This window comes from Micromonospora sp. NPDC000089, assembly GCF_042899365.1.
Lineage (GTDB): Bacteria > Actinomycetota > Actinomycetes > Mycobacteriales > Micromonosporaceae > Micromonospora.
The window spans coordinates 44,523-69,757 of sequence record NZ_JBIAZT010000002.1 but is presented as its reverse complement, the minus strand read 5'-3'; the positions used below and the strand labels follow the sequence as shown (position 1 = coordinate 69,757).

At 74.1% G+C, this 25,235-nt stretch carries 19 protein-coding genes; all 19 read right to left on the bottom strand.

The window, feature by feature from the left end:
• Positions 1–54 precede the first annotated feature (54 nt).
• Positions 55–1,065 (bottom strand): sugar phosphate isomerase/epimerase family protein, encoded by a 1,011-nt coding sequence (locus ACFY3U_RS03690; RefSeq protein WP_387194332.1) that lies wholly within the window; start codon positions 1,063–1,065, stop codon positions 55–57.
• Positions 1,066–1,367: 302 nt separating this feature from the next.
• Positions 1,368–2,195 (bottom strand): ABC transporter permease subunit, encoded by an 828-nt coding sequence (locus ACFY3U_RS03685; RefSeq protein ID WP_387194329.1) that lies wholly within the window; start codon positions 2,193–2,195, stop codon positions 1,368–1,370.
• Entirely contained in the window at positions 2,192–3,172 is a 981-nt protein-coding gene (locus ACFY3U_RS03680) for an ABC transporter ATP-binding protein (RefSeq protein ID WP_387194326.1), read from the bottom strand. The genes ACFY3U_RS03685 and ACFY3U_RS03680 overlap by 4 nt, the downstream gene beginning before the upstream one ends.
• A gap of 113 nt (positions 3,173–3,285) precedes the next feature.
• On the bottom strand, positions 3,286–3,966 hold the full coding sequence (locus tag ACFY3U_RS03675; RefSeq protein WP_387194323.1) for a response regulator: 681 nt from the start codon (positions 3,964–3,966) through the stop codon (positions 3,286–3,288).
• A complete protein-coding gene (locus ACFY3U_RS03670) occupies positions 3,963–5,150 on the bottom strand; it encodes a sensor histidine kinase (RefSeq protein ID WP_387194320.1) in 1,188 nt (395 codons plus the stop codon). Before ACFY3U_RS03670 ends, ACFY3U_RS03675 begins: the two co-directional genes overlap by 4 nt.
• A 228-nt stretch (positions 5,151–5,378) precedes the next feature.
• Positions 5,379–7,499 (bottom strand): ThuA domain-containing protein, encoded by a 2,121-nt coding sequence (locus ACFY3U_RS03665; protein ID WP_387194317.1) that lies wholly within the window; start codon positions 7,497–7,499, stop codon positions 5,379–5,381.
• Between the two features lie 62 nt (positions 7,500–7,561).
• On the bottom strand, positions 7,562–10,414 hold the full coding sequence (locus tag ACFY3U_RS03660; protein ID WP_387195922.1) for an RICIN domain-containing protein: 2,853 nt from the start codon (positions 10,412–10,414) through the stop codon (positions 7,562–7,564).
• A gap of 849 nt (positions 10,415–11,263) precedes the next feature.
• Complete coding sequence (locus tag ACFY3U_RS03655) at positions 11,264–12,331, bottom strand: polyprenyl synthetase family protein (RefSeq protein ID WP_387194314.1); 1,068 nt, start codon at positions 12,329–12,331, stop codon at positions 11,264–11,266.
• Positions 12,328–13,722: an alkaline phosphatase family protein gene (locus tag ACFY3U_RS03650; RefSeq protein WP_387194312.1), complete on the bottom strand. Its 1,395-nt coding sequence runs from the start codon at positions 13,720–13,722 to the stop codon at positions 12,328–12,330. The genes ACFY3U_RS03655 and ACFY3U_RS03650 overlap by 4 nt, the downstream gene beginning before the upstream one ends.
• 156 nt (positions 13,723–13,878) lie before the next feature.
• The gene (gene eboE, locus ACFY3U_RS03645; protein WP_387194309.1) at positions 13,879–15,150 is read right to left on the bottom strand and encodes a metabolite traffic protein EboE; all 1,272 of its coding nucleotides are present in this window, start codon (positions 15,148–15,150) and stop codon (positions 13,879–13,881) included.
• On the bottom strand, positions 15,150–16,001 hold the full coding sequence (locus ACFY3U_RS03640) for a TatD family hydrolase (RefSeq protein WP_387195919.1): 852 nt from the start codon (positions 15,999–16,001) through the stop codon (positions 15,150–15,152). Before ACFY3U_RS03640 ends, eboE begins: the two co-directional genes overlap by 1 nt.
• 2 nt (positions 16,002–16,003) lie before the next feature.
• The gene (locus tag ACFY3U_RS03635) at positions 16,004–16,603 is read right to left on the bottom strand and encodes an EboA domain-containing protein (protein WP_387194306.1); all 600 of its coding nucleotides are present in this window, start codon (positions 16,601–16,603) and stop codon (positions 16,004–16,006) included.
• Positions 16,604–16,666: 63 nt separating this feature from the next.
• Positions 16,667–17,560, bottom strand: a complete 894-nt coding sequence (locus tag ACFY3U_RS03630; RefSeq protein ID WP_387194303.1) for a sugar phosphate isomerase/epimerase family protein — start codon at positions 17,558–17,560, stop codon at positions 16,667–16,669.
• The gene (locus ACFY3U_RS03625; RefSeq protein ID WP_387194300.1) at positions 17,557–18,411 is read right to left on the bottom strand and encodes an SCO3242 family prenyltransferase; all 855 of its coding nucleotides are present in this window, start codon (positions 18,409–18,411) and stop codon (positions 17,557–17,559) included. Before ACFY3U_RS03625 ends, ACFY3U_RS03630 begins: the two co-directional genes overlap by 4 nt.
• Positions 18,408–19,553 (bottom strand): inositol-3-phosphate synthase, encoded by a 1,146-nt coding sequence (locus tag ACFY3U_RS03620; RefSeq protein ID WP_387194296.1) that lies wholly within the window; start codon positions 19,551–19,553, stop codon positions 18,408–18,410. The genes ACFY3U_RS03625 and ACFY3U_RS03620 overlap by 4 nt, the downstream gene beginning before the upstream one ends.
• A gap of 483 nt (positions 19,554–20,036) precedes the next feature.
• A complete protein-coding gene (locus ACFY3U_RS03615; protein WP_387194293.1) occupies positions 20,037–21,245 on the bottom strand; it encodes a Gfo/Idh/MocA family protein in 1,209 nt (402 codons plus the stop codon).
• 20 nt (positions 21,246–21,265) lie between these two features.
• Positions 21,266–22,318, bottom strand: coding sequence for a substrate-binding domain-containing protein (locus ACFY3U_RS03610; protein ID WP_387194290.1), 1,053 nt, complete (start codon positions 22,316–22,318; stop codon positions 21,266–21,268).
• Between the two features lie 131 nt (positions 22,319–22,449).
• Complete coding sequence (locus tag ACFY3U_RS03605; protein ID WP_387194287.1) at positions 22,450–23,565, bottom strand: ABC transporter permease; 1,116 nt, start codon at positions 23,563–23,565, stop codon at positions 22,450–22,452.
• Positions 23,562–25,073 carry a sugar ABC transporter ATP-binding protein gene (locus tag ACFY3U_RS03600; RefSeq protein WP_387195916.1) on the bottom strand — a complete coding sequence of 504 codons (1,512 nt, stop codon included), beginning with the start codon at positions 25,071–25,073 and terminating at the stop codon, positions 23,562–23,564. Before ACFY3U_RS03600 ends, ACFY3U_RS03605 begins: the two co-directional genes overlap by 4 nt.
• Positions 25,074–25,235 lie beyond the last annotated feature (162 nt).

Here is a 25,235-nt window from a genome sequence, read left to right as displayed (position 1 = left end):
CGTTCCGCACATCGTCGGGCCGGCCGCCGCGAGGCGACCGGCCCGAAGTGCGTCTCAGTCCCGGGCGCTGCTGAACGCGGCGTCGAACGCCGCGCTCGGGGCGTCGAAGGCGAGCCGGCGGACGAACTCCAGCGCCTCCGGCGCGCCGACCAGCCGGTCCATCCCGGCGTCCTCCCACTCGATCGAGATCGGGCCGGCGTAGCCGATCGCGTTCAGCGCGCGGAAGCAGTCCTCCCACGGCACGTCTCCGTGCCCGGTGGAGACGAAGTCCCACCCGCGGCGCAGGTCCGCCCAGGGTAGGTGCGACGAGAGCCGGCCGCGCCGGCCGTCGCCGGTACGCACCTTCGCGTCCTTGCAGTCGACGTGGTAGATCCGGTCGGCGAAGTCGAAGATGAAGTTCACCGGGTCCAGCTCCTGCCAGACGAAGTGCGACGGGTCCCAGTTCAGCCCGAACGCCGGCCGGTGACCGATCGCCTCCAGGGTCCGCCTGGTGGTCCAGTAGTCGTACGCGATCTCGCTGGGGTGCACCTCGTGGGCGAACCGCACCCCGACGGAGTCGAACACGTCGAGGATCGGGTTCCACCGGTCGGCGAAGTCCTGGTAGCCGCGCTCGATCATGGCCGGCGGCACCGGCGGGAACATCGCCAGGGTGTGCCAGATCGACGAGCCGGTGAAGCCGACGACGGTGTCCACCCCCAGCTTCGCCGCCGCCCGGGCGGTGTCCTTCATCTCCTCGGCCGCTCGGCCGCGTACCCCCTCGGGTTCCCCGTCGCCCCAGATCCGGGCGGGCAGGATGTCCTGGTGGCGCTCGTCGATCGGGTGGTCGCAGACGGCCTGGCCGACCAGGTGGTTGGAGATGGTGAAGACCTTCAGGTTGTGCTTGGCGAGGGTCTCCCGCTTCCGGTCGACGTACGAGTCGTCGGCCAGTGCCTTGTCCACCTCGAAGTGGTCGCCCCAGCAGGCGATCTCCAACCCGTCGTAGCCCCACTGGGAGGCGAGCCGGCAGACCTCGTCGAACGGAAGATCGGCCCACTGGCCGGTGAAGAGCGTGATCGGTCGCGCCATGGTCTGTCTCCCCTGTCGTGATGGGGATTCCTGAGCGGGACCGGGGCGAGGGTGACCGGGCCGGGCCGGTGCGTGGCGGTCAGCGCGGAACACCGGTGGGTGCTCGGAGAGCACCTGGGCCCGACGGGTTGCGCCTCCCGTCGGGTCACCGGCCACCGCACGGGTCGCCGCCCCCAACTCTAGGGCCGCCGGCACCGCCACGGAAGGGGCCGAGCTCCCGGACGGCCCGGCCACCGCGGCGGGACCGGCGGCACGCGCCGGGACCGACGGGGGCTGTCTCCCGCCGGCCCCGGCCCGCCGGGTCAGGCGTCGCGCCGGCGCAGCAGTACGGCCGCGGCGCCGATCAGCACCACCAGCCAGCCCAGGAAGACGGCCAGCCCCGCGCCCGGAGACAGCAGATCCGGGTTTGCCGAGATCGACGTGAACGCCTGGCCGGCGTTCGACGGCAGGTACGGCGAGACGGCGTCCGACCAGCTGTCCGGCAGCAGTGAGCTGAGCCCGGGCAGCACCAGCAGCAGCGCCACCACGCTGGTCAGCGCCCCGGCGGTGGTGCGCAGCAGGGCGCCCAGCGCCAACCCGAGCACGCCCACCCCGGCCAGGTAGCCGGCGGTGCCCAGCACCGCGCGCAGCACCCCGTCGTCGGCCAGCGAGATGCCCCTGTCACCCAGGACGGCCTGCCCGCCGAGGAAGGTGAGCAGCACGGTCGGCACCAGCAGCGCCAGCGAGACGCCGGCCAGCACGGTGACCTTGCCGGCCAGCACCGGCCAGCGGCTCGGCACGGCGGCCAGCGAGGACCGGATCATGCCGGTGGAGTACTCGCCGGCCGTCAGCAGCACGCCGACCGTGCCGATCAGCAGTTGCGCGAGGTTGACCCCCCCGAGGCTGGCACCCAGCGGGTCCAGCGACGACGGCCCGCCGGGCGGGGCCGGGGCGCCGGGGTCCACGGTGGTGCCGGCGAGGAACGCCGAGAAGCCGAGGCCGAGGCCGGCGAAGACCAGCACCACCGCGGCCAGCATGATCAGCGACGAGCGCAGCGAACGGAACTTGATCCACTCCGCGCGGACCACCCGCCACCAGGTCACCCTGGCGTCGGCGGGCAAGGTGGCGGGGGTGAGCGTGGCGGCGCTCATCGGGCGCTCCTCTCGGCAGGACCGGCAGAACCGGCAGGACCGCCGGGGGCGGCGGGACCGGCGGGGACGGGCCGGGCGTCGCCGTGGTACTCGACGGCGTCCCGGGTCATGGTCATGAACGCCTCCTCGAGGGAGGCCTCGGTGGCGGTCAGCTCGTGCAGGGTGAGACCGGCCGCGGCGGCCCGGTCACCGATCGACTCCCGGGTCAGCCCGGTCACCTCCAGCAGGCCGGGCTCACCACTGGTGACCGTGGTGTCCGGGCCGACCAGCAGGTCGCGCAGCGCGGCGGCCTGCGGCGAGCGGACCCGGACGGCGGCCCGGGACGCCCGGCGGGTGAACTCGGCGAGCGGGACATCAGCGATCAGTCGACCCTTGCCCACCACGATCAGGTGCTCGGCGGTCTGCGCCATCTCGCTCATCAGGTGCGAGGAGACGAAGACCGTCCGCCCCTCGGCGGCCAGCCCGCGCAGCAGGCCCCGGATCCAGCGGATGCCATCCGGGTCCAGGCCGTTGACCGGCTCGTCGAGCATCAGCACCGCCGGGTCGCCGAGCAGCGCGGCGGCGATGCCGAGCCGCTGGCCCATGCCGAGGGAGAAGCCACCGGCCCGCTTGCCGGCCACCTCGCGCAGGCCGACCAGGTCGATCACCTCGTCGACCCGCCTACGGCCGATGCCGTGGGTGGCGGCCATCGCGAGCAGGTGGTCGCGGGCGGAGCGGCCGGGGTGCACGGCCTTCGCCTCCAGCAGCGCGCCGATCTCACGCAGCGGGGCGGGGTGGTCGGCGTACCGGCGGCCGTTGACGGTCACCGCGCCGGCGGTCGGGGCGTCCAGGCCGAGGATCATCCGCATGGTGGTTGACTTGCCGGCGCCGTTGGGGCCGAGGAAGCCGGTGACGACCCCCGGCCGCACCCGGAAGGTCAGGTCGTCGACGGCGAGCCGGTCACCGTAGCGCTTACTGAGCTGGGCCACATCGATCATGCGACCAACGATCGCCCGCGTACCCGGTCCGCCGCGTCGGCTGGGCGCGGACACCTCGGCGTACCGCGGGCGCGGTAGGCCCGGGCCGCGACTACCGCGCCGGGAGGGCCGCCTCAGGGCGCCGGCGGCTCCGGGGCCCGGACCAGCCCGCTCTGGTACGCGACCACGACGAGCTGCGCCCGGTCCCGCGCGCCGAGCTTCATCATGGCCCGGTTGACGTGGGTCTTCGCGGTCAGCGGGGAGACCACCAGCCGCTCGGCGATCTGCTCGTTGGACAGCCCGGCGGCGACCAGGGTGAGCACCTCCCGTTCCCGGTCGGTGAGCACCCGCAGCTGCTCCGGGGTGGCCCGCGGGTCCGGGTCGGGCTGGGCCAGGAACCGGGCGATCAGCCCCCGGGTGGCCTTCGGCGACAACAGCGCGTCACCCGCCGCCACGGTCCGGATCGCGTCGAGCAGCTCGGCCGGCTCGACCCCCTTGCCGAGGAAGCCGCTGGCCCCGGCGCGCAGCGCCCGGAACACGTACTCGTCCAGCTCGAAGGTGGTCAGGATCAGCACCCGTACGCCGGCCAGGTCCTCGTCGGCGGTGATCTCGGCGGTGGCGGCCAGCCCGTCCAGCACGGGCATCCGGATGTCCATCAGCACCACGTCGGCCCGGGTGCTGCGGGCCAGGTCGACGGCGTCCCGGCCGGTGGCCGCCTCGGCCACCACGGTCAGGTCGGGCGCCGAGTCGATCAGCACCCGGAAGCCGGCCCGCAGCAGCTTCTGGTCGTCGGCGAGCAACACCCGGATCGTCATGCCGCCTCCTCCTCCGGCGCGGGCAGCTCGGCCCGGACCAGCCAGCCGCCGTCGGGGCCCGGCCCGGCGGTGAACGTGCCGCCGACGGTCTCGGCCCGCTCCCGCATGCCGACCAGGCCGAGCCCGGCGCCGGCCCCGCCGGTGTCGCCGTCGGGGCGGGGCGCGCCGGCGTCGCGTACCTCGATGGTGACGCCCACGGGGTCGTAGCGCAGGCGCACCGCGACGGCCGCGCCCGGCGCGTGCCGGTGCGCGTTGGTCAGCGACTCCTGGATGATCCGGTACGCGGCGACGTCGACCGCGGTGGGCAGCGGGCGCGGCTGCCCGGCGACCGTCCAGCGCACCGGCTGGCCGGTGCTGAAGCCCTCCACCAGGGCGTCCAGCCGGTTCAGGCTGGGCGCCGGCTCGGTGGGGACGTCGTCCGCCCCGGTGCCGCGCAGCACCCCGAGCAGCGTGGACAGCTCCGCCAAAGTGGTCCGGCCGGCCGCCCGGACGTGCCCGAGCGCCTCCTCGGCGGCGTCCGGCTGCTCGCGCAGCAGGTGCCCGGCCACCCCGGCCTGCACGTTGATCAGGGCGATGTGGTGCGCCACCACGTCGTGCAGCTCGCGGGCGATGCGCAGCCGCTCCTCGGCGACCCGACGCAGCGCCTCCTCCTCCCGGGTCTGCTCGGCCCGGCGGGCGCGCTCCTCCAGCACCGCCACGTACGCCCGGCGGCTGCGGACCGCGTCGCCGCCGGCGACGGCCACCCCGAACCAGAGCAGCAGCACCACGATCTCCGGCCGGAGCACGGAGACCCCCAGCCGGATCGCCGCCGCCGAGGCGACCACACCGGCCGCGGCGGCGCCGGCCAGCCAGGCGGTCCGCCGGTCGGTGCGGGTGGCCACGGTGTACGCGGCGAACGCCACGATCAGCACGAACGGCCCGCGTACGACGTCGAGCAGCAGGGCGACCACCACCAGGCCGGTGACCACCGCGAGCACCGGCAGCGGGTAGCGGCGGCGCACGGTCAGGCTGGCGCAGCCGAGCACGGCGATCAGCACCGCGCCGGCGGTGAGCGGCGCCCGGGCGGGGCCGCCGGGCGGGTCCACCGGCAGCAGGCTGACCGCGAGGAACAGCCCGGCCAGCAGCGCGTCGGCGACCGCCGGGTGCGCCCGCGCGTCCCGACGCCACTGCCGGAGGCGTCCCATGCGGCCCAAGGTACGGCAGCCGCCCGGCGGCGGGCCGCGCGCGTCGCGGATCACGCCCGATGTCGTTCGCCGCCTGAAGCGCGACGCCGCGTGCCCGGCGCGGACGGTGCGGTGCCGCCGTTCGGCCGGCCGAAGGCTAGGGTCGACGCCGGAGCGAGCGTGATGCCGCTGAGGCATCACGCTCGCCAGGGGGATGCGTCCCGGCCGACCGCGCGGTCGATCAGTCGGTCACGGCAGGGTCCACTTCTGGTTGGCCGCGCCGGTGCAGGTCCACAGGTGCACGACCGTGCCGTCGGCGGAGTTGTTGCCGGCCACGTCCAGGCACTTGCCGGACTGCGGGTTGCGCAGCGTGCCGTCGGCCTGCCCGGACCAGTTCTGCGCGCCGGAGCCGTTGCAGGTCCAGAGCTGGATCTTCGTACCGTCGGCGGAGCCACCGCCGGAGACGTCCAGGCACTTGCCCAGCGCCTTGACCGTGGAGTTCGGCGTGACCGTCCAGCTCTGCGCGGTGGAGCCGTTGCAGGTGTAGAGCTGGATCTGGGTGCCGTCGGCAGTCGCCGCGCTGCGCACGTCCAGGCACTTGCCGGCCAGGCCCTTCACCGGGCCGGTGCCGCCGGTCCCGCTCCCGCCGCCGCGGACCAGGGTGAAGTCGTCCACGTCGAACAGGCCGGAGCCGCTGCCGGAGTAGGTGAGGTAGAGGTTCTGACTGCCCGTCGGCACCCCGCTGAGCGCGGCGCTGACGTCGGCGAAGGTGGTCCAGCCGCCGGTGTTCGGCACGTTCACCGTGCCGAGGACCGGTCCGGTGGTGGAGCCGGTCCGCAACTGGATGGTGCCGCCCGGGCCGCCGGAGACCACCCGGGCCCGCACCGAGGTCACCCCGGTCAGGTCCACCCCGTTGTACGCCGACCAGTCACCCGGGTCGATGTAGCCGAGGGTCTGGCCACCGTTGGCGCCGGCCTTGGTGAACGGGGTGACCCCGCTGGCGGAGCTGTACGCCTCGGCCTGCACGGTGGTGTTGCCGCTCGGCGGCGGGGTGGTGCCGCCCAGCTCCTTGATCCGGACGTTGCGGAACGCGACGTCGTCGCCGGTGCCGTGGTTCTGGATGCCGATGTGGCCGGCGAGCGAGCGGGCCGGGTCGGTGTTGGTGAAGTCGTTGATCTTCCGCCCGTTCAGGAAGACCTGCAGCCGCTCCCCCTCGACCAGCAGCTCGTAGGTGTTCCACTCCCCCGGCGGGTTCAGCGCGGCGTCCCGGGCGGCCAGGTCGGCGGACTTGAACGTGTAGACCGCGCCGGTGGTCCGGTCGGCGGTGTCGGTGGCGTCGATCTGCACCTCGTACCCGTTGTTCACCGCCGAGTTCGGGTCGGTCGACGGGGGGAAGCCGATGAAGACCCCGGAGTTGTCATCGCCGGCGAGCTTCCAGTCCAGCTTGAGCGAGTAGTTGGTGAACTGCTTCGCGCTGTACCAGAACAGGCCCATCCCGTCGTACGAGCTGAGCGTGGCGTCCGAGTTGGTGAAGCCGCCCGGCCCGGCCTGGGACCAGCCGGTGGTCGAGCCGTTGTAGAGGGTGGTGTAGCCGGTCTCCGGCCGGCAGTCGGCCTTCGTCCGGCCGGCCGCGTACCGGATGCCGCCGAGCAGGTGCGCGCGGAACGCCGGCTCGGCGTACGACGCCTGGGTGTGGCCGCCGCCGGTGTAGAAGGACCGGCCGCCGCTGACCGTCTTGCACCACACGTGCGGGTGGTCGGCGCCCATCCCGCCACCGGAGTACGACGACTCGTCCAGGCTGGCCAGCACGTGCGCGGTGGAGCGGGCGTTGGTGCGGTAGTTGTACCACTCGTCGGTGCGGGTCCAGGTCCGCGGCAGGTGCGCGGTGGCCGCGTGCGCCCGGTCCTCGACCGTGACGTTCGCCTGCTGGATGGCCGGGTGCGAGGCGAACCAGGCGCCGACCAGGTTGCCGTAGAACGGCCAGTCGTACTCGGTGTCGGCGGCGGAGTGCACGCCCACGAAGCCGCCGCCGCCGTTGATGTACGACTCGAATGCGGTCTGCTGGGTGGGGTCGAGCACGTCGCCGGTGGTGTTGAGGAAGACCACCGCCTCGTAGCGGGCGAGGTTCGCGGTGGTGAACGCGGTGGCGTCCTCGGTGGCGGTGACGGTGAAGTTGTTGGCCGCGCCCAGGTCGCGGATGGCCTGGGTGCCGACCGCGATGGAGTCGTGCCGGAAGCCGGCGGTCTTGGAGAAGACCAGCACGTCGTACGGGGCGTCGGCGGCGGCCGCCGGGCTGGCGGGGACGGTGCAGGCGACGGCGGCGAGGACGGCGGTGGCCGCGCCGAGGACGGGTCGCAGGAGGCTGCGCATGGCGGTGTTCCCCTCTCGGGTGTGCGGGGGCCCGGCCGGCGGGCCCCCGCACGCTCACTCGGTTACGGCAGGATCCACTTCTGGTTGGCGGCGCCGGTGCAGGTCCACAGGTGGACCGGGGTGCTGTCGGCGGAGTTGTTGCCGGACACGTCCAGGCACTTGCCGGACGCGGGGTTGCGCAGCGTGCCATCGGCCTGGCCGGACCAGTTCTGCGCCCCGGTGCCGTTGCAGGTCCAGAGCTGGATCTTCGTGCCGTCGGCGGTGGCGCCGCCGGAGACGTCCAGGCACTTGCCGTACGCCTTGACCGTCGAGTTCGGCGTCACCGTCCAGCTCTGTGCGGCGGTGCCGTTGCAGGTGTAGAGCTGGATCTGGGTGCCGTCGGCGGTGGCCGCGTTGCGCACGTCCAGGCACTTGCCGGCCAGCCCCTTCACCGGGCCGGTGCGCACGCTCGCGCCGGTGGTGAAGGTGAACGAGTCGACGTCGAACAGCGCCCCGGCGCCACCGGCGAAGGTCAGGTAGAGGGTGGTGGTACCGGCCGGCGCCCCGGAGATCGCGCCGCTGACCGTGGTGAAGGAGTCCCAGGCCCCGGTGACCGGGACCGTGGCGGAGCCGAGCACCGTGCCGGTGGCCGAGCCGGCGCGTACCTGGATGGTGCCGCCGGCCCCGGCCGAGGAGACCCGGGCGCTGAACGAGGTGACGTTGCCCAGCTGGTACGGGTTGAACGCGATCCAGTCCCCGTTGTTGATGTCACCGACGGTCTTGCCGCCCTCGGCGGGCGCCTTGTCGAAGGTGTTGATGCCGGACGAGGTCTTGAAGTGCTCGGCCTGCCGGTGCCGCGGTTGCAGGGTCTGCTGGGTGTGCGTGGTGAGGCCGCCGGAGTCGGTGTACTCGGCGTCGAAGATGGCGAAGATGTTCGCCGCGTCGTCGTGCTCCCCGTCGACCGGGATCGCGATCGAGCCGGAGCAGCCGTTCACCGAGGTGATCTGGTGGCCGTGCTGGTCGTGCCCGAGCACGTAGGTCATCTTCACCTTGGCGCAGTCGATCGTGCCGTCCTCCGGGTCGGTGACGGTGATCGAGAAGGGCACCGTGTCGCCGTACGAGAAGAGCTGGCCGTTGCCGGGGGTGTTCACGGTGACCGTCGGGGCGGTGTTGCCCACGGTGATCACCACGCTGGCGGTGCCGGTGGCGCCCTGCGGGTCGCGGACGGTGAGGGTGGCGGTGTAGCTGCCGTTCGCGGTGTAGGTGTGCGCCGGGTTCGCGGCCGTCGAGCTGGTGCCGTCGCCGAACGCCCACGAGTACGTCAGCGCCCCACTCTCCGGATCCGCCGACCCGGCCGAGGAGAAGTTCACCGCCAGCGGGGCGGTGCCGGAGGTGCGGTCGGCGGTGGCCCGGGCGACCGGCGCCCTGTTGCCGGAGCCGATGTAGTCGAAGCGGTACAGCGCCGAGTTGGCGTCGCCGTTGAAGTACCCGGTGCCGTAGTCGAGCACGTAGTACGAGCCGTCCGGGCCGAACGCCGAGTCCATCACCTGCTTGCCGGCCCAGGGAAAGGCGTCGATGGTACCCGGGGAGCCGTCGGCGTTGACGTGGATCGGCTTGATCCAGCCGCGGCCGAACTCGGTGGCGAAGAACTGCCCGTCGAACGACTGCGGGAACTTCGTGGTCGAGGTGGAGGCGGCGTCGTACCGGTAGACCGGGCCGCCCATCGGCGACTCGGAGCCGCCGCCGAACTCCGGCGGGGTGCCGGCGTCGCCGCCGTACCGGATCCAGGCCGGCTTGGCCGGCGGCAGGGTGGTCTGGCCGGTGTTGCGGAACGAGTTGTTGGTGGGGCCGCCCGCGCAGTTGAACTTGGCCCCGGCGGTGCCGGCGGCGAAGTCCCACTCGGCGTACGTCTCGGCGGCGGTGTTGGTGCCGGTGCAGTACGGCCAGCCGTAGTTGCCCGGGCCGGTGACCCGGTCGAACTCGACCTGGCCGGACGGCCCCCGGGCGGAGCTGCTGCCGGCGTCCGGCCCGTAGTCGCCGACGTAGACGATGCCGGTGGCCTTGTCGACGCTGATCCGGAACGGGTTGCGGAAGCCCATCGCGTAGATCTCCGGCCGGGTCTTCGCGGTGCCGACCGGGAAGAGGTTGCCGCCGGGGATGGCGTACGACCCGTCGGCGTTGACCTTGATCCGGAGGATCTTGCCGCGCAGGTCGTTGGTGTTGCCGGCGCTGCGCTGCGCGTCATACGCCGGGTTGCGGTCGGCGCGCTCGTCGATCGGCGCGTAGCCGGCGGAGTCGAACGGGTTCGTGTCGTCGCCGGTGGACAGGTAGAGGTTGCCGGCGGCGTCGAAGTCGATGTCCCCGCCGACATGGCAGCAGATGCCCCGGCTGGCGGGGACGTCGAGCACGTCGACCCTGCTGGCCTGGTTGACGGTGAAGTCGGCGTTCAGGGTGAACCGGGAGAGCCGGTTGACGCCCTGCCAGGCGGAGAAGTCGGTGCCGGTGGCGGGGGCGTCGCCGGCCGGGGTGGACAGCGGCGGGGCGTAGTAGAGGTAGATGTTGCGGTTGGTGGCGAAGTTGGGGTCCACGCCGACGCCCTGCAGGCCCTCCTCGTCGTGGGTGTAGACGGCGAGGGTGCCGATCACCGTGGTGGTGCCGGCGGCGTCGGTGCGGCGCAGCGTGCCGTTGCGGGCGGTGTGCAGGACCGAGCGGTCCGGCAGCACGGCCAGGGACATCGGCTCGCCGGTCTCGGCGACGCCGCGGGCCAGCTCGACCTGTTGGAAGTCGCTGGCGGTGATGGTGTGGGCGGCGGCCGGGGCGGGACCGCCGAGGGCGGTCGGGCCGGCCGCCAGGCTGACCGTGCCGGCCGCGGCGACCAGGAGCAGGGCCGAGGCGGAGGGGAACCATCGTCGGGGTCGGTGGGTGGGGGTGTGCATGGACATGTGGGCTGTCCCTTCCTGACGAGCGACTGCCAGGTGGGGCGCGCGCCGTCGCGCCGGTGCCGGTTACGGGGGGTACGGCTGGCCGCCGGGTGCCGGGCCGGTCGGCCGTGACCAGCAGGCGTGGCCGGGGGGCCACGGGCTGGTCACCAGTCGATGGGTTACCGCGCCGCCGGTTCACCTCGACGAAACATGTTCGTGATGGCAGGAACATTAAGGGGAATCGATTTCCCTGTCCATACCCTTCTGCCGAACCGATCTGAACTTTCGCTCATCCAGTCAAAAGTCACGCCCCCGCGCGGGCTGGCAGCGGTAAACCGCCCGCGGCCGGCGTATCGCGGGGATCCACCGTGGAGACCAACCCGCGGTCGGACGGTCCTGCACCGACGCCCGCTGGGCGGCGCCGCGCCGACCTCCGTCGGGCAGCGCCGCCTCGACGCCGGTGGGCGGCGCCGCGCCGATGCCCCAGCGGGCCGCTTCCACACCCGGCATGTCGCCGGGGGGGAGACGGACTTCGTGGAGAGCGGTATGACGCAGAGGCATGTTTATGCCTCTGCGTCATACCGCTTCTCACCGAACCGAGTTCCGGCGGAGAGCGACCCCGTTGACAGGCGGCCACGCGGTCGGGCGCTCAAGCCGGCAGACCCGGGCTGGACGGGTGTGCATGGGCAGGCACGGCGCTGGCGCAAGCGAGTGGGCGCAAACAACGCGGGCGCCCAAGCAACGCGGGCCGGCGGGCAGCGCGGGCGGGCACGACGGCATGGGCGGGCACGACGGCACGGGCAGGCACGACGGCCCGGGCGGGCACGACGACGGGAGCGGGCGGGCGGACGGGGGCGGGCGGATTCAGTGGCGGCGGTGGACGGCCTGGTCGGCGAGCGCGGCCAGCGCGGCGCTCGCCGGCGCGGCCAGCGGCACCTGGTCCAGCGCGGTCGCGGCGGCCTCGGCGCGGACCCGGATCAGCCGCTCGATCTCCTCCCGCGCCCCGGTCGACTCGATGATCGCCCGCAGCTCGGCCGCGCCCGCCGCGTCCAGCGTGGGATTGCCGTGCAGCTCGCGCAGCCGGGCGCCCTGTGCCCGGTCCGCCCCGGCCCGGGCCAGCGCCATCATCACCGTCGGCTTGCCCTCGCGCAGGTCGTCCAGGATGGACTTGCCGGTCACCGTCGGGTCGCCGAAGACGCCCAGCACGTCGTCGCGGAGCTGGAACGCGTCCCCCAGCGGGTCGCCGAACTCGGCCAGCGCCACCGCCAGCTCCGGCCCCGCGCCGGCCAGCGCCGCGCCGATCTGCAGCGGCCGGGTGACCGTGTACCGGGCCGCCTTCATCCTGATCACGGTCAGCGCGCTGGCCACCGAGCCGTCGCCCACCCCGGAGACCAGGTCCAGGTACTCCCCCGCGATCACCTCGGTGCGCATCCGGGCGAAGACCTCGTACCCCCGGCAGACCTGGGCGGTGTCCAGCCCGCACTCGTGGAACATCTGATCCGACCAGGCGGCGCAGAGGTCCCCGCAGAGCAGCGCGGTGTTCCTGCCGTACGCCTCGGGGTCGCCCCGCCACGACGAGCGGGCGTGCAGGTCGGCGAAGACCCGGTGCACCGACGGTTCGCCGCGGCGGCGGTCGCTGCCGTCCAGGATGTCGTCGTGGATCAGCGCGAAGGCGTGGAATAGCTCCAGCGCCGCCGCGGCCACCACGATCGGCCGCTCGTCCGCGCCCCCGGCGCCCCGCCAGCCCCAGTAGCAGAACAGCGGGCGCAGCCGCTTGCCGCCGGTCAGCACGAACCGGTGCAGCGCGGCGAAGACCCCGCGCGGCGCCCCGTCCGGCCAGTCCGGGCCCTGCCGGTCGAGGAAGGCCGCCAGCTCCGCGTCGAACCGCTCCCGCAGGCCGCTCGCGTCGGCGGGCGCGGCGGCCAGCGTCACCGCGCCGCCCCCGCGAGGCCGGCCAGCTCCAGCAGCAGCCCCTTGACCTCGGTGGCGGCGATCCGCTCCCGGGCGACGGACGGGTCCGAGCAGAGGAACACCGGCCCGTCCGCCGGGTCGGCGGGCAGTCGGCCGTGCGAGCCGCGCACCGCCCGCGCCCCGGCGTCCAGGCCGACCACGCTCATCAGGTAGCGCATGCCGAGCTTCTTGCGGGCCAGCGCGGTCGCCGCTCGCCGCTTCGCCGCGCCCGGGGCGGCCGGGTCGAAGAACAGCTCGGCCGGGTCGTACCCGGGCTTGCGGTGAATCTCCACCAGCCGGGCGAAGTCCGGCGCGCGGTCGTCGTCCAGCCAGTAGTAGTACGTGAACCAGGCGTCCGGCTCGGCCACCAGCACCAGCTCGCCGGCGCGTTCGTGGTCCAGCCCGGCGGCCGCCTTGCCGTCCGCGTCCAGCACCTCGGCCACCCCGGGCAGGCCGGCGCAGAGCTTCGCCACCGCCGGCACGTCGGCCGGATCCTTCACGTACACGTGGGCGACCTGGTGGTCGGCGACGGCGAACGCCCGCGACGTCCACGGGTCCAGATATTCCATGCCGGCCTGGGTGTAGACCCGCAGCAACCCCTCGGAGCGCAGCAGCCGGTTGACGTCCACCGGGCGGGAGACGTCGGTGATGCCGTACTCGGAGAGCGCGACCACCGTGACGCCGGCGGCCCGGGCGGCGTCCAGCAGCGGGGCGAGCACCGCGTCCAGCTCGGCCGCCGCGGCGGCGGCCCGGGGCGAGGACGGGCCGAAGCGTTGCAGGTCGTAGTCGAGGTGCGGGAGGTAGACCAGGGTCAGGTCGGGCGACTGCTCGGCCAGGATCCGCTGCGTGGCCCGGGCGATCCACCGGGACGACGCGATGCCCGCCCCGGGCCCCCAGTAGGTGAACAGCGGGAAGGTGCCCAGCTGCTCGGTGAGCGTGTCGTGCAGCTCGGGCGGGTCGGTCCAGCAGTCCGGCTCCTTGCGCCCGTCGGCGTGGTAGACCGGCCGCGGGGTGACCGTCCAGTTGACGTCCGCGCCCATCGCGTACCACCAGCAGACGTTCGCCACCGTGTAGTCCGGCTCGGCGCGGCGGGCGGCCTGCCAGAGCTTCTCCCCGCCGACCAGCGCGTGGTGCTGCCGCCACAGCAACACCTCACCGAGATCCCGGAAGTACCAGCCGTTGCCGACGATCCCGTGCCCGGTGGGCGGCTCCCCGGTCAGGAAGGTCGCCTGCGCCGAGCAGGTCACCGCCGGCAGCACGGTGCCCAGCTCGGCGGTAAACCCGCCCTCGGCGACCGCCCGCAGCCGGGGCATGTGCGCCAGCAACCGCGGCGTCAGCCCCACCACGTCCAGCACCATCATCCGCTTGCTCATGCCGCCACTCCGCTTCGCTCCGTGCCGCCATGAGGCACCTCCGCGCTGAGCCCGATGATTCGCTCGCTCCGCTTGCTCATGCCGCCACTCCGCTTCGCTCCGTGCCGCCATGAGGCACCTCCGCGCTGAGCCCGACGATTCGCTCGCTCCGCTTGCTCATGCCGCCACTCCCTCACGTTCGGTAAGACCCAGGGCGACGAGTTCGTCGCGGGCGAAGGCCAGCTCGGCGGCGATGCCCCGGGCCAGCTCCGCGTCGCCGTTCGGCCGCCGCGCGGCCGGCAGCACCCCCCAGGTGTACGTCTCGACGTCCAGGTGGTCGCAGCCGGCGGCCGGCCCGGAGAAGAGCACGGCCAGCGCGGCGCGCAGCACCGGCACGGTCGAGCCGAGCGGTTCCTCGGGCGGGGCGTGCAGCGGCACGTGGTAGTGCACCCGCCAGGCGCCGGGCAGCCGGGCGGCCAGTGCCGCGTCCAGGTCGTCGGCCGCGTACGCCGGATCGGCCGGGTCCGTCGCCGGCACTGTCGCGTCGGTGGCAGCAGAGCCTCTGCTGCCATCAGGGCCCGAGGTGGCAGCAGAGGCTCTGCTGCCTTCCGAGCCACCACCGGCGGCCGCGGCACGGGTCTGGTGCAGGAAGCGGGGCTCCACCCAGCGGCCCAGCGCCTCGGCGGCGGTCACCGGGTCGGCGGCCTCCAGCGCGGCGGAGACCTGCACCTTGACCACCGGCAGCCCGGCGACGCGCAGTCGTTCCAGGGCGGCGGGCGGCTCCTCCCAGGCGCAGGCCAGGTGGGCCAGGTCCAGGCAGATCCCGAGCCGGTCGGTGTCCACCCCGGACAGCAGGTCAACCGCCTGCGCGGTGTGCTCGACCACGCAGCCCGGCTCGGGTTCGAAGCCGACCCGGATCGGCCGGCCGGTGTCCCGCTCGATCGCGGCGAGGCCGGCGGCGAGCCGGTCCAGCCGGTGCCGGGCGGCGTCCGCGCGGTCGGCGTCCCACGGCTGGCGCCAGGCCAGCGGCAGGGTGGAGATCGAGCCGCGGGCCGCGTCGTCGGGGAGCAGGTCGGCCAGCACCCGGGCCAGGTCGAGGGTGTAGTCGAGCCGGGCGTCGGTGGTCCAGTCCGGGTGGTAGACCGCGCCCTTGACCACCGGCGCCTGGAACGCCGCGTACGGGAAGCCGTTGAGGGTGACCACCTCCAGCCCGCGTACGGTCAACGCGGCGCGCAGCCGGCGGCGGGCGTCCGGGTCGGCGGCCAGCTCGGCAGCGGCCGGCGCGGCCAGCCACAGGCCGAGCCCCAGCCGGTCGGCGCCGAGCGCCGCGCGCACCGGTACGGCGTGCGTGTCGAGCTGGGCGAGCACGCCGGCCAGGTCCTCGGCCGGGTGCACGTTGGTGCAGTAGCCGAGGTGCACGGTGCTGCCGTCGGCGTGCCGCAGCCGCATCAGGCACCACCGCGCAGGATCGAGTTGCCGGCGAAGGTGGCGGCGGTGTCGTCCAGGTCGGTCAGGTCGAGCCGGCCGGACTGCCCGTAGAACTCCACCGGGTTGCGCCACAGCACCCGGTCGACGTCGTCGTCGGTGAAGCCGGCGGCCAGCATCGCCTCGCCGGTGGCCCGGGTCAGCAGCGGGTCGGAGCGCCCCCAGTCGGCGGCCGAGTTGACCAGCACCCGCTCGGTCCCGTACGCCCGGAGCAGCTCGACCATCCGCGGCGGCGACATCTTGGTGTCGGGGTAGATCGAGAAGCCCAGCCAGCAGCCGGTGTCCCGGACCAGCTTGACGGTCACCTCGTTGAGGTGGTCGACCACCACCCGGCCGGCGTCGATGCCGGACTCGGCGACCACGGCCAGGGTGCGCTCCACGCCGCGGGCCTTGTCCCGGTGCGGGGTGTGCACGAGCGCCGGCAGGTCGTGCGCCACGGCCAGGGCGAGCTGGGCGGCGAAGACCTCGTCCTCCTCGGGGGTCATCGAGTCGTACCCGATCTCGCCGACCGCGACCACCGCGTCCTTCTCCAGGTAGCGCGGCAGCAGGTCGAGCACCGGCCGGCAGCGCGGGTCGTTGGCCTCCTTCGGGTTCAGCGCGATCGTGGCGTGGTGCCGGACGCCGAACTGCCCGGCCCGGAACGGCTCCCAGCCGACCAGCGAGTCGAAGTAGTCGGTGAACGAGGCGGCGCTGGTGCGCGGCTGGCCCAGCCAGAACGCCGGCTCCACCACCGCCCGGACCCCGGCCGCGGCCATCCGCTCGTAGTCGTCGGTGGTGCGGGACGTCATGTGGATGTGCGGGTCGAAGATGCGCATGGTCACGCCTCCCTCACGGTGAGCCGGTCGAGCAGGTCGGTGGCGTCGGCGGGCAGTTCCCGGCCGGCGGCGTGCCGTTCCGCGGCGAGCGCGCCGAGCATCGCGGCCAGCTCGGCGTCGGCGCGGGTGTCCAGGTCGGCCACGGCGGCCAGCGGCACGCCGGTGAAGACACACTTGAGCACCGCCTGCCGCCAGGCGGCCGGGTCGAGGTGCCGGGCGTACGGGCCCATGGCCGCGGCGACGAGTCGGGTGTCGTTGGTGCGGATCGCGTCGCGCAGCAGCGGCACCCCGGCGGCGTCGATCGGCAGCAGCGGCAACGCCTTCAGCACGGCCCGCTTCTCGGCGGCGTCGCCGTGCAGGTAGAGCTCGGTGGCGTGGGTCGCGTGGTCGGCCGGCAGCGCGGTGAGCAGCAGCGCGCGGGCCGCCTCGTCGGCGGTCCAGCCCGCGGCGTCGGGCAGCGCGCTCCGACCGCAGCGCCGACCGGCGGCCGGGAAGTACCGCGCGATCGTCGCGGGTTCAGCCGCGACGCGGCGCAGCGCCGTCGCCAGCCAGTCGGGATCGGGTACGCCCTCCAGCGCGGCCCGCAGTCGATCCGGTGTCATGACCGTCTCCTCCCTCGGTGCTGCTGCTCCCCGCGGCGCCTGGTTCCGCCGCGCGTGGTGATCTCATCGACCGCTCTGCTGCGCCGACCTCCATCCAGCCGGGCCGGCCTGCGCGGCGGCGGCGCGCAGGAAGTCGAGCGAGCGGGCGGCGACGGTCGGGGCGGCGTGCGAGTGCCGGGGCAGCTCCACCGCGACGAGCCCGCGGTAGCCGACCTCGGCCAGCGCCCGCAGCACCGGCGGGAAGTCGATCTCGCCGGCGCCGAACTCCAGGTGCTCGTGCACGCCCCGGCGCATGTCGTCGATCTGCACGTTGACCAGGTGCGCGGCCACCTCGCGGACGCAGTCGGCCACCGGCCGCGGCTCCAGGCAGCGGCAGTGTCCGATGTCGAGGGTGATGCCGAAGGCGGCCGGGGCGTCGAGCGCGGCGCGCAGCCGCCGCCAGTCGGCGATGTCCTCGACCAGCATGCCCGGCTCCGGCTCGAAGCCGAGCGGCACGCCGACCCGGTCGGCCTCGGCGACCACGGTCGCGCAGCCCGCCACCAGCCGGTCCCACGCGGTGTGCGGCGCGACGGCGGCCGGGCGTACGCCGGCCCAGCAGCTGACCGCCTCGGCGCCCAGGTCGGCACCGATCCGGACGGCCCGGCGGAGGAGTTCGACGCGTCGGGTGGGGTCGTCGTGCAGCAGCGTCGGGGCGTGCTTGTGCCACGGGTCGAGCAGGTAGCGGGCGCCGGTCTCGATCACCACGGCCAGGTCGAGCGCGGCCAGCCGGCGGGCCACGGCGGCCACCCGGCGGGCCAGCGCCGGCGCGAACGGGTCCAGGTGGTCGTGGTCCAGGGTGAGCGCCACCCCCTGGTAACCCAGGTCGGCCAGCACCGCGAGGGCGTCGTCCAGCCGATGGTTGGCGAACCCGTTGGTGCCGTAGCCGAAGCGCAGCGGGAGGAACTCACCGCCGGTCATGTCGGGGAAACCTTCCGGGCCAGCCGGGCGCCCAGCGGCGCGGCGGCGGCGACCGCCAGGCCGAGCAGCCCGGCGCCGGCCCGCGCGGTGAGCGCCCCCTGCAGGGCGGGCAGCCCGGTGATCCCCGCGCCGACCGCCGCCCGCACCCGGCCGGCGCTCGGCTCGGCCAGCACCCGGGCCTGCGCGCCGCCGTACCGGGCCGCGTACCACCCGGCCAGCGCCACCGGCAATGGTTCGGTGCGGGAGCCGGTCGGCGCGGCGGCGGCGAGCGCGACGGCGGCGGTGCCGGCGAGGGTACGCCGGGGCAGCGCCGCGTCGGCACCGGTCACCTCGCGGCGGGACAGCGCGGTCACCGTCCAGGTGTGCGCGGCAACGGTCAGCGCGGCCGGCAGCGCGCGGGCCGGCCGGCCGCCGGTCGCGCCGAGCAGCACGTCCAGCCCCCGGCAAGCGGCCATCACGGCGGGGCCGGCCGCGGTGTTCTTCGCCGCCAGGTCGTACCCCCAGATGGTGGCGGCGAGGCCGACCGCGACGGCGGTGGCGCGGCGGCCACCCGCGGCGGCGGCCAGGCCCAGGCCGGCGGCGGTGAGCCCGGCGGCGAGGCCGACCGCCGCGGCCGGGGTGACCCGGCCGCTGGGGATCGGCCGCTCCGGCCGCTCGACCGCGTCCAGCCGCCGGTCGGCCCAGTCGTTCGCGGCCATCCCGGCCCAGTAGAGCAGGGTCGACGCGCCGGCCAACCCGGCGGTACGCGGGCCGAGCGCCCCGGCCGCGGCGGCCCCGGCGACCACGTCCCCCGGTACGGAGAGCGCGGCCGGCGCCCGGACCAACTCGACCAGGTCGCCGACGGTACTCATGACGACCGCCCGTGCAGGCGGTCGGTGAAGGCGACCAGCCGCTGCCACTGCTCGGTGAGCGAGTGGGTGGGTGCGTCGAGCGGGTCTTTGAAGAAGAACGCCAGCTCGGTCAGCGGGCCCACCTCGCCGGCGGCGTGCGCGGCGGCGGTCAGCCGGGCCAGGTCGAGCACCAGCGGGGCGGCCAGCGCGGAGTCGCAGCCGTGCCAGGTGAACTCCATCCGCATCCCGGTGCCGAGGAAACCGGCGAAGGTGATCAGATCCCAGGCGGTCTTGAAGTCGCCCAGCTCCTCGACGTACTCGATCCGGGTGCCGCCCTGCGGGACGTAGCCGAGGGTCTCGCCGAGCACCCGAGTCTTGCTGCTGACCTTGGCGGCGTTGGCGGCCGGGTCGGCGAGCGTGGCGCCGTCGCCGCCGCCGAGCAGGTTCACCCCGGACCAGGAGCGCACGGCCAGGTGCCGCATCGCGAACATCGGCGCGAGCACCGACTTGACCAGGGTCTCCCCGGTCTTGCCGTCGTGCCCGGCGTACGGCAGGCCGGCGGCGCGGGCGAGCGCCTCCAGGGCCGGCAGCCGCAGCCCGGTGGACGGGGTGAAGTCGACGTACGGGCAGCCCGCCGTCACGGCCGCGTACGCGTAGAGCGAGCTGGGCGGCAGCACCTCGTCGGGGCCGCCGAGCGCGGCGGCCAGCGCCGCCGGGTCGGCGTGCCCGGGGTGCGGGTGGGCGGCCGGCTCGGTGGCGGAGACGTTGACCACCACCACCCGGTCGAGCCGGTGGCGCTCCCGGAAGGCGGTGAGGTCGGCGACGACGGTGGCGGCCCGGTCCGCCTGGCTGCCGCCGGCCGGCGCCGGGCGCAGGTCGTCCTCGACGGCGGCCAGGTCGGCGGCGAGCGCGGTGGCCAGCCGGCCGGGCAGCACGCCGGTGGCGGCGAGCGCCTCCGCGCGCTTGGTCAGCGGCGTGGTGGCCACGTCGTGGCCACCGAAGACCAGGTCGGCGAAGGCGGGCAGGGCGGGGCCGCGCAGCGCGGGCAGTTCGGTGACGCAGCCGGTCGGTTCGGTGAGTGCGGCCCGCAGGGCGAGCCCTCCGACGACGGCGGTGGTCGCGACGGAACCGCGCGCTCCCACCAGCCAGACACCCGTACGCATTGGTGCTCCTTTCGTCGGGAGCTGGTAATGCATTGAGTTACATGGATATCAGATGGTTGGCCGGAAAGATACCTTTCGTCGTGCGGGGGTCCCCGCCCGTCCGGTGGCCCGGAGCGACCCGGATCCGGTGCCGGCGTCGGCGGCGTCGACACCGGTCCGGTTCCCGGCCACGATGGACGGGCGGGGTTGGCAGGCAGGCCCGGTCGGCGTCGCGGCCCTGCCTCCCCCGCATCCGGCCGGCGGGGCGGCGGCGCGCCCCCCGACCGGACGTCGAGCCCCGGCGACCACGGGTCGGCCGGGTGGCTGACGGTCCTCCGGTGCGGCCGGGGAATCCCGGTCCGGCCGCACCGGACGACCTCGTACGCGTACGCCACCGGGCCACGCGGGCCCGGCCGTACGCCCTCCCGGGCGCCGACCCCGGCCCGACCGCGGGGCGCAACCGCGGCCGGTCCCTCGCCGGTCGGCGTTCGGGAGGTGGCTGGTTCAGACCGCGAGCGCGGCCAGTGCGGGCTCCACCTCGGTCCACCGGGAGTCGTCCCGAGCCGACCGGGTCACCGCGTCCAGCACGAGCTGGACGTGCAGCGCGTCGGCGAAGGACGGCGTCGGATCGGCGCCGGTGGCGACCGCCTCCAGGAAGTCCCGCATCTCATGGGTGAAGGAGTGCTCGTAGCCGATGATGTGCCCCGGCGGCCACCACGCCGACAGGTACGGGTGCTCCGGCTCGGTCACCAGAATCCGGGTGAAGCCCTGCTCGGCGGCGGGCAGCGTGGCGTCGTGGAACTCCAGCTCGTTCAGCCGTTCCAGGTCGAACACCACGCTGCCCCGCGAGCCGTTGATCTCCACCCGGAGGGCGTTCTTGCGGCCGGTGGCGAACCGGGTCGCCTCGTACGTGGCGAGCGTCCCCTCCCCCAGCCGGGCGACGAAGACGGCGGCGTCGTCCACCGTCACCGGGCCGGTCGCCGTGCCGTTGCCGTCGGCCTGGGCGGCCAGGCCGCTGGAGCCGGCCGGCAACGGCCGTTCCTTGACGAAGGTCTCGGTGACCGCGCTGACCCCGGTGATCCGCTGCCCGGTGACGAACTGCGTGAGGTCGATGATGTGCGCGCCGATGTCGCCCAGCGCCCCGGAGCCCGCCCTGTCCTTCTGCAGGCGCCAGACCAGCGGGAACTGCGGGTCGACGATCCAGTCCTGCAGGTACACCGCCCGGACGTGCCGGATCACGCCGAGCCGACCGTCGGCGACGAGCTGCCGCATCATGGTGACCGCGGGCACCCGGCGGTAGTTGAACCCGCACATCGAGCGGACCCCGGCCGACCGGGCGGTGGCCGCGGCGGCGGTCATCGCCCGCGCCTCCTCCACCGTGTTGGCCAGCGGCTTCTCGCAGATCACGTGCTTGCCCGCGGCCAGCGCGGCGAGCGCGATCTCGGCGTGACTGTCCCCCGGTGTGCAGATGTCGACCACGTCGATCTCGTCGGAGCCGACCAGGGCACGCCAGTCCGTGGTGGACGACTCCCAGCCGAGCCGGTCGGCCGCGTCGGCGACCTTTCCGGCGTCCCGACCACAGATCATCGCCATCCGGGCCCGGACCGGCAGGTCGTACACCCGGTTCACGGTGCGCCACGCCTGCGAGTGCGCGGCGCCCATGAACGCGTAGCCGACCATGCCGACCCGCAGTTCGCTTCGGTGAGTGGACAAGGTGGGTCTCCCCCCGTGAATCAGAACCCGAGCTTGAGGTAGGTGCTCGCGTTCTCCTTGGTGATCGTCTCCGAGGCGAGCACGATCTCCTTGGGCACCTGGAGTTCCACCAGGTCGGACATGCCCTTGCCCTGGCCGATCAGGCGGGCCAGGGAGACGGCCGAGGAGGCCATCGACGGGCTGTAGGTGACGGTCGCCTTGAGCACCGTGTTGTCGGCCTGGATGTCCTGCATGGCCTTCTTCGAGCCGGCGCCGCCGACCATGAAGAACTCCTTGCGGTTGGCCTGGTTCACCGCGGCGAGGACGCCGATGCCCTGGTCGTCGTCGTGGTTCCAGATCGCGTCGATCTTCGGCAGCGCCTGGAACAGGCCGGTGGCGGCCTGCTGGCCGGAGTCGGCGGTGAACTCCGCCGGCCGACGGTTGGCGACCTTCAGGCCGTTCGCCGCGAGGGTGTCGGCGAAGCCCTTCGACCGCTCCTGGGTCAGCTCCAGCGAGTCGATGCCGGGGATCTCGCCGATCACCGGGTTGCTGACGCCCTTGGCCTTGAGCTGCTCGAGAATGTAGGTGGCCGCGGCCACCCCCATGCCGTAGTTGTCGCCCTTGATCTGCAGCCGGTAGGCCTTGGGGTCGGGGAAGGCCCGGTCCAGGTTGACCACCGGGATGCCGGCCTTCATCGCCTCCAGGCCGAAGGCGTTGAGCTCCTTGCCGTCGTGCGGCAGCAGCACGATCACGTCCGGCTTCTGGGAGACCAGGGTGGACAGCGCCGCGCGCTGGGCCGCCGCGTCCGCACCGGCCTCGACCGCCTTGAACTCCACGTCGGAGTACGCCTGGGCCTGCGCCTTGGCGTTGTTGGTGATGGCGGCGATCCAGCCGTGGTCGGCGGCCGGGGCGGAGAAGCCGAGGACGACCTTCTTGCCCGGCTCGGCGTTGCCGCCGGCCGGGGCGGCCGCGTTGGTCTGGGCGGCGGTGGGGGCGGCCTCGTTGCTGGTGCAGCCGGCGAGGACCACGCCGGCGCCGACGGCTGCCCCGCCGAACAGCAACCGGCGGCGGGACAGGTCGCGGAACTGGGTCATGACGACCTCCTGTATTCGCGGTGGTGGGGCGGAAAAAGGGTGTGCGGGGCCAGGCCACCGTGCGGTGGCCCGATTCGCGGTGGGTCGGGTGTGGTGCGCGGCGCCGGCTGGAGACCCGGCGCCACCGGGGATCAGCTGGTGGTGGCCCGGTTGCGGCCGAGGAACTGGGTGAGGCTGCGGAACTGCACCTGCTGGATCAGGACGGCGCCGACGATGATGCCGCCCTTGACCATGTTCTGGGCCTCGGTGGAGAGGCCGTTGATGGCGAAGAGGTTGGTGATGGTGGAGAAGATCAGCACCCCGAGCAGGGAGCCGACGATGGTGCCCCGGCCGCCGCTGAGCAGCGTGCCGCCGATGATGGCCGCGGCGATCGCGTCCAGCTCGTACAGGTTGGCCATCGCGGCCTGGGCCGAGTTGGCCTGGGCGGTCAGCATGATCGCGGCGATGCCGCAGCACAGGCCGGAGAGCGCGTACAGCAGCAGGGTGTGCCGGCGGACGTTGATGCCGGCCAGCCGGGCCGCCTCCGGGTTGCCGCCGACGGCGACCGTGCGCCGGCCGAACGTGGTCCGGTTGAGCAGCACCCAGCCGGCGGCGACCACCGCGGCCAGGATGTAGACCAGCAGCGGGATGCCCAGCGGCGACGTGCTGGCGATGCCGTTGATGAACTGGTTGTCCGACACCTGGGTCTGCTTGTCGGAGATCTGCGCCGCCAGACCGCGGGCGGCCACCATCATGGCCAGCGTGGCGATGAACGGCACCAGCCGGCCGTACGAGATGAGCACGCCGTTGACCAGGCCGACCGCCAGCCCGACGGTGAGCGCGGTGAAGATCATGCCGCCCGCGCCGTAGCTCTGGGTGGCGAGGGTGGTGCACCAGACCCCGGCCAGGGCGACGATCGCGCCGACCGACAGGTCGATGCCGCCGCCGATGATCACGAAGGTCATGCCCACCGTGACCACGCCGACCACCGAGGCCAGCTTGAGGATGGTCAGCGTGTTGTCCCAGACCCAGTCCGGGTTGGAGTAGAGATCCGATCGGGTCGCGGCGCCGATGATGATCAGGACCACCAGCACCCCGACCAGGCCGAGGTTGCGCTTCGCCCCCTCGCCGCCCTCGCCGTTCCACCAGGACAGCCGCCCCGGCACGCTCTTCTCGGACGCCCGGGCCGACTCCCCCGGATCGACCGGCGGGGACTGGGCCGGCAGACCCGCCGCCCGGCCCGGCGTCGCCGTTTCAGTCTCGCTCATGCCGGTGCTCCTTCCATCAGGGACCCCGCCATGACGAGGTCGAGCACGGTGCTCTCGTCCAACTCGCCGGCGGGCGCCTCGCGCACCATCCGGCCCTCGCGCATGACCAGCACCCGGTCGGCCAGACCGAGCACCTCGGGCACCTCGCTGGAGACCAGCAGCACCCCGACGCCCCCGGCGGCCAGGTCCCGGATCACCCGGTACAGCTCCGCGCGGGCGCCCACGTCCACCCCCCGGGTCGGCTCGTCGAGCAGCAGCAGCCGGGTGTCGCCGAGCAGCCACCGCCCGACCACCACCTTCTGCTGGTTGCCGCCGGAGAGGGTGCGTACCGGCCGGCGCACGTCGCCGGGGGTCAGCTGAAGGCTGCCGGTGATCCGCTCCGCCTCGGCCCGCTCCTTCGCGGCGTCGGTGAACCCGAGCCGGGCGTACCGACCGAAGGTGGAGAGCGTGACGTTGCGGTGGATCGGCTCGCCGAGCAGCAGCGCCTGGCTCTTGCGCTCCTCGGGGGCCATGCCCATGCCGGCCCGTACCGCCGCGCCGACGCTGCCCGGGCGCAGTGCCCGGCCGGCCATCCGGATCGTGCCGGCCTCGGCCCGGCGGGCGCCGAAGATCGTCTCCAGCAGCTCGGAGCGGCCGGAGCCGACCAGCCCGGCGATGCCGACGATCTCGCCGGCCCGGACGCTGAGCGAGACGTCGGCGAACTCGCCGGTCCGGCTGAGCCCCTCGACCCGCAGCAGCTCGTCACCGGCGGTGGTGTCGGCCGGCCGGTCCGGGAAGACGTACTCGATGGAACGTCCGGTCATCTTCGCGACCAGCTCGCGGGTCGGGGTGTCGCGCGCCGGCAGGTTCGCCGCCGTGGTCCGGCCGTCCTTGAGTACGGTGACCCGGTCACCGATCTCGCGGATCTCCTCCATCCGGTGCGAGATGTAGATGACCGCGATGCCCTGCGCGGTGAGCTCCCGGATGATCCGGAACAGGTTGCCCACCTCGTCGTGGGCCAGCACCGCACTCGGCTCGTCCATGATGATCAGTCGGGCCTCGTGCGACAGCGCGCGGGCCATGCTGACCACCTGCTTGCCGGCCGCCGGCAGCGACCGCACCATCCGGTTCGGCGGGATCTCGCCGTGCCCGAGCCGGGCCAAGATCTCCCGGGTACGCCGGGCCATCAGCCCCCGCCGGACGAAGCCGGCCACCTTCGGCTCGTGCCCGAGGAACGCGTTCTCCGCCACCGACAGGTCCTCGACCAGGTCGAGCTCCTGGTAGATGGTGGCGATGCCGGCGCGCATGGCGGCCTGTGGGTTGGCGAACGCGGCCGGCTCGCCGCGCCACTCCACCTGCCCGGAATCCGGCCGGTGCACCCCGGCGAGCACCTTGATCAGGGTGGACTTGCCGGCGCCGTTCTGGCCGAGCAGGCAGTGCACCTCGCCGGCCCGAACCTCCAGCTGCACCCCGTCCAGCGCCCGTACGCCGGGGAAGGTCTTGACCACGTCGGTGAGCCGCAGCACCACCTCGCCGGCGACCGCGTCGGCGGGCGCCTCGACCAGCGGCCGCTCCGGCGCCGCGTGCCGCCCCCCGGCCTGCTCACCGCTGTCGGCTGCGCCCGCGGTGGCGGCGCCGCCCCGCGCCTCGTCGGGTCCGGTCGGGTCACTCACAGCGCCTCCCCCGTTCGC